This is a genomic window from Prevotella sp. P5-92, assembly GCF_002251245.1.
GTDB lineage: Bacteria > Bacteroidota > Bacteroidia > Bacteroidales > Bacteroidaceae > Prevotella.
Genome location: NZ_NPJG01000013.1, coordinates 1 through 3,004 on the forward strand (window position 1 = coordinate 1; position 3,004 = coordinate 3,004).

At 38.6% G+C, this 3,004-nt stretch carries 3 protein-coding genes; 1 reads left to right on the top strand and 2 read right to left on the bottom strand.

Translation table 11 applies throughout. The features are described from left to right. Positions 1-383: transposase (locus CIK99_RS02015; protein WP_144007868.1), on the top strand; the 383-nt coding region annotated here is incomplete at its 5' end. Positions 384-727: 344 nt separating this feature from the next. Here the strand turns inward: CIK99_RS02015 and CIK99_RS02020 are convergent. Further along, entirely contained in the window at positions 728-1,537 is an 810-nt protein-coding gene (locus CIK99_RS02020) for an immunoglobulin-like domain-containing protein (RefSeq protein WP_094379256.1), read from the bottom strand. Positions 1,538-1,693: 156 nt separating this feature from the next. After that, positions 1,694-1,903, bottom strand: coding sequence for a helix-turn-helix domain-containing protein (locus CIK99_RS02025; protein WP_094379258.1), 210 nt, complete (start codon positions 1,901-1,903; stop codon positions 1,694-1,696). Positions 1,904-3,004: the final 1,101 nt, after the last annotated feature.

The window sequence follows — 3,004 nt, forward strand, 5'->3', positions numbered from 1 at the left end:
ACACTTACCGTTGTATTCTGACCAACGATTACAAGTCATCGACAAGGGACATTGTTGAATTCTACAATCTGCGTGGCGGCAAGGAACGTATCTTTGACGACATGAACAACGGATTCGGTTGGAGCAGGCTCCCCAAGTCATTCATGGCGGAGAATACTGTCTTTCTTCTGCTTACTGCATTGATACACAATTTCTACAAGACCATCATGAGCAGGCTTGACACCAAGGCTTTCGGGCTCAAGGAAACGAGTCGCATAAAGGCTTTTGTCTTCAGATTCATCTCCGTACCTGCCAAGTGGATCATGACTGCAAGGCAATACGTGCTGAATATCTATACTGAAAACCGCGCTTATGCAAAACCCTTCAAAACAGAATTCGGATAAGAATCCTTTCTTTCCGGTTAGAATCTGCGTATTACCTCAAGTCGCATCGTGGGGTAAGGGGATGGTGGCTACATATTGATGTTGTGCTGTTGCTTTTTACTGAAAGCTGCTACTAACGACTCATAAATCTACCCTTAATCGTGTATTGGATGATAGTTGCGGATTTTAGGTATTTATCTTCATAGTTATTTTCTATTTGTTCCGCTATACTATCAGGTAAGCACACACTTTTTAGTGAATCTAAGCATTGTCCCTTAATTGATATGTAAGGAACAATGCTACAGATAAAACATAATAGGATTTTATTGATTATCGTTATTTTCATTGTTATTTCTTAATTTACCTCACAAAGTTACACCATAAAAACGGCAATTCTCCGATTTTGTTTCTCTCAACTCAAAGGTTGCCATAAGCAGCACCTTATTGCCATCTATGTTATCTTCGTAGAAGAAGCGATAGACGCCTGGCTTGTTTGGCAGAATATCGGGAAAAAGATGGGCCGTGATGGTGCCGCTTTGACCATCGCTTAAAACATGACCGATGGCCGTGAACGAGCAATCGGTGGGCACAACAAACCAATTGCCATCCGCTCCTTGGGCTGTGATGCTATATGCTTCGCCATACACAAATTCCTCGCCACTATGGTTGGTAATCGTGAATCTGATTTCCGTGGTGCTCAATGGATAGGAAGGCTTCTCCGCCTTGAGGGAGATGCCTTGGTAGGTGCTCACGCCTTCCCTGTTGTCGATGATAGGGTCCAACTTGCCCTCAAACCTGATGGCGGGCGAGTTGTAAATCTGCCTACGAAACTCCAGCTGCTTCTCCTTCGTGTTCCAACGGAGCGCAACATCAATGGAGTTGGATCCCATTCCAAATCCAACAACATTTCGCAAGGCCGGGGTCTTGTCTTCCGACAGGAACTTCCGCTCAAGTATCCGCATAATGGCGTTCAGTTCCCTATGCGAATATTTACGCGCCGAAGCCTTGCGATAGGTTCTCTTCTTGCTCTTGACAACTCTCTTTTTGCTAATGGTCGCTACCTTCTTTTGTTGAGCGGCAAATGACTGTTTGCAAGCAGCAAAAGCTGTTTGCATTGAAAGGAACATTGTCAATCCTAATATTATTGCATTGAGGAGTTTTGGCTTCAGTCTCATAGTTATCAGCAATTAATAATTTAACATGTAGAGAGATATGAACTCTTATAGTATATTTCTTTTCTTATGAGAAAAGTTCAATTTATTTTGCAAATATTATATTTTAGTTTATCCACAAAATGATGCTATGATATTATTTTGTCTCTCATAATCTCTTCAATCATTGCGTTCCTTTTTGTCCGTGATAAGTTCTTTCATATCCACAGACAAGAACTGTGCAATTTCAAGAAGTGTGGTAAGGTTGGGTTGAGAACGGTTGCATACGTAAGCATTGACCATACTGAAACTCCTTCCTAACTTCTTTGCAAGCCATGTTTGGCTTATCCCTTTGTCCTCTAAGACTGCTCTTATGCGATTTAACTTCATGTTTTTATCGTTTTTACGCTACAAAAATAATATTTTATCGTGATAATCCATCCAAATCCCTTGAATATCTGCTGTATTCCGTCATAATTTAGACAAAATATAAATATAATCTGCAAAAATGGAACTAAGCAATTGATTTCCCAATATGGCAAGATACATATATGCGTTTATGAATATGTTCTTTTTGCCATACTCTTAAAATGACGTTACATGAAAATTACTGTTGGTAACTACTCTTTTACCTTTGCAAAGACTAATCTTAATATTTTGTAAAATCACAGCATAAAATGTTGTTTTTCAGAAATTAGATTTAACTTTGCACTCGAAATCAAAGCGTTCTTTGTATATTGCAAAGTTGTGAAAGAAAAAGAATATAGCTCGTTTCTAAATCGTTAGCAGTCACATTCTTTAAAGAACTTAACATACTGACATTCAATCAATAAAAGATTTTGCTGTGACTCGCTGCGTGCAACATCTTCAATTATCAATCTCCTATTTTGTAGTAAGACTAATTGTGCAATATATATCAGTTGTTTGTCGTAGCTCATATATCCAAATAAAAAGTAAAGCCTCATCTTAGTACACATCGTTGAGAGGAGTGGTGGGATTTATAGCTACAAAAATGTGGCTTTAATTCGCCTTCTCCAAATATTTTCTAAGAAACCAGCTTATCGGGTAGAGAATTTTACGCAAAAGTTCTAAATTCCATAAATTTCTCCTAGATAGTCATGGGATATTTAGAAAAATATCGTATCTTTGTCCCCGAATTGAGGCGTTCTTTGCATATTGCAAAATACAGAAACGAGCAGAAGTCCGCTCGTTTCCACATTGTTACCTATATAATATAGGCAAACGACCAACTTCTTGATTTTCAATCAAAGTCCAATTTAGAGCGAGTTAGTTTCGTAAACATATTTTAAGTTAAACCCTGCTCTGAGAGAGTCAACCTTTTACAGGAAAAGACAAACCTTTTAGGTTCTTCTGCAATTTAGTTGAAGAGCACATGTTCAAGTATGAGTTTATTCTTCAACAGATTGATACCCGCTCTGCCATACATGACTCTCTTGACGACCTTTAGCTTGTTGACAAAACCTTCTGTGA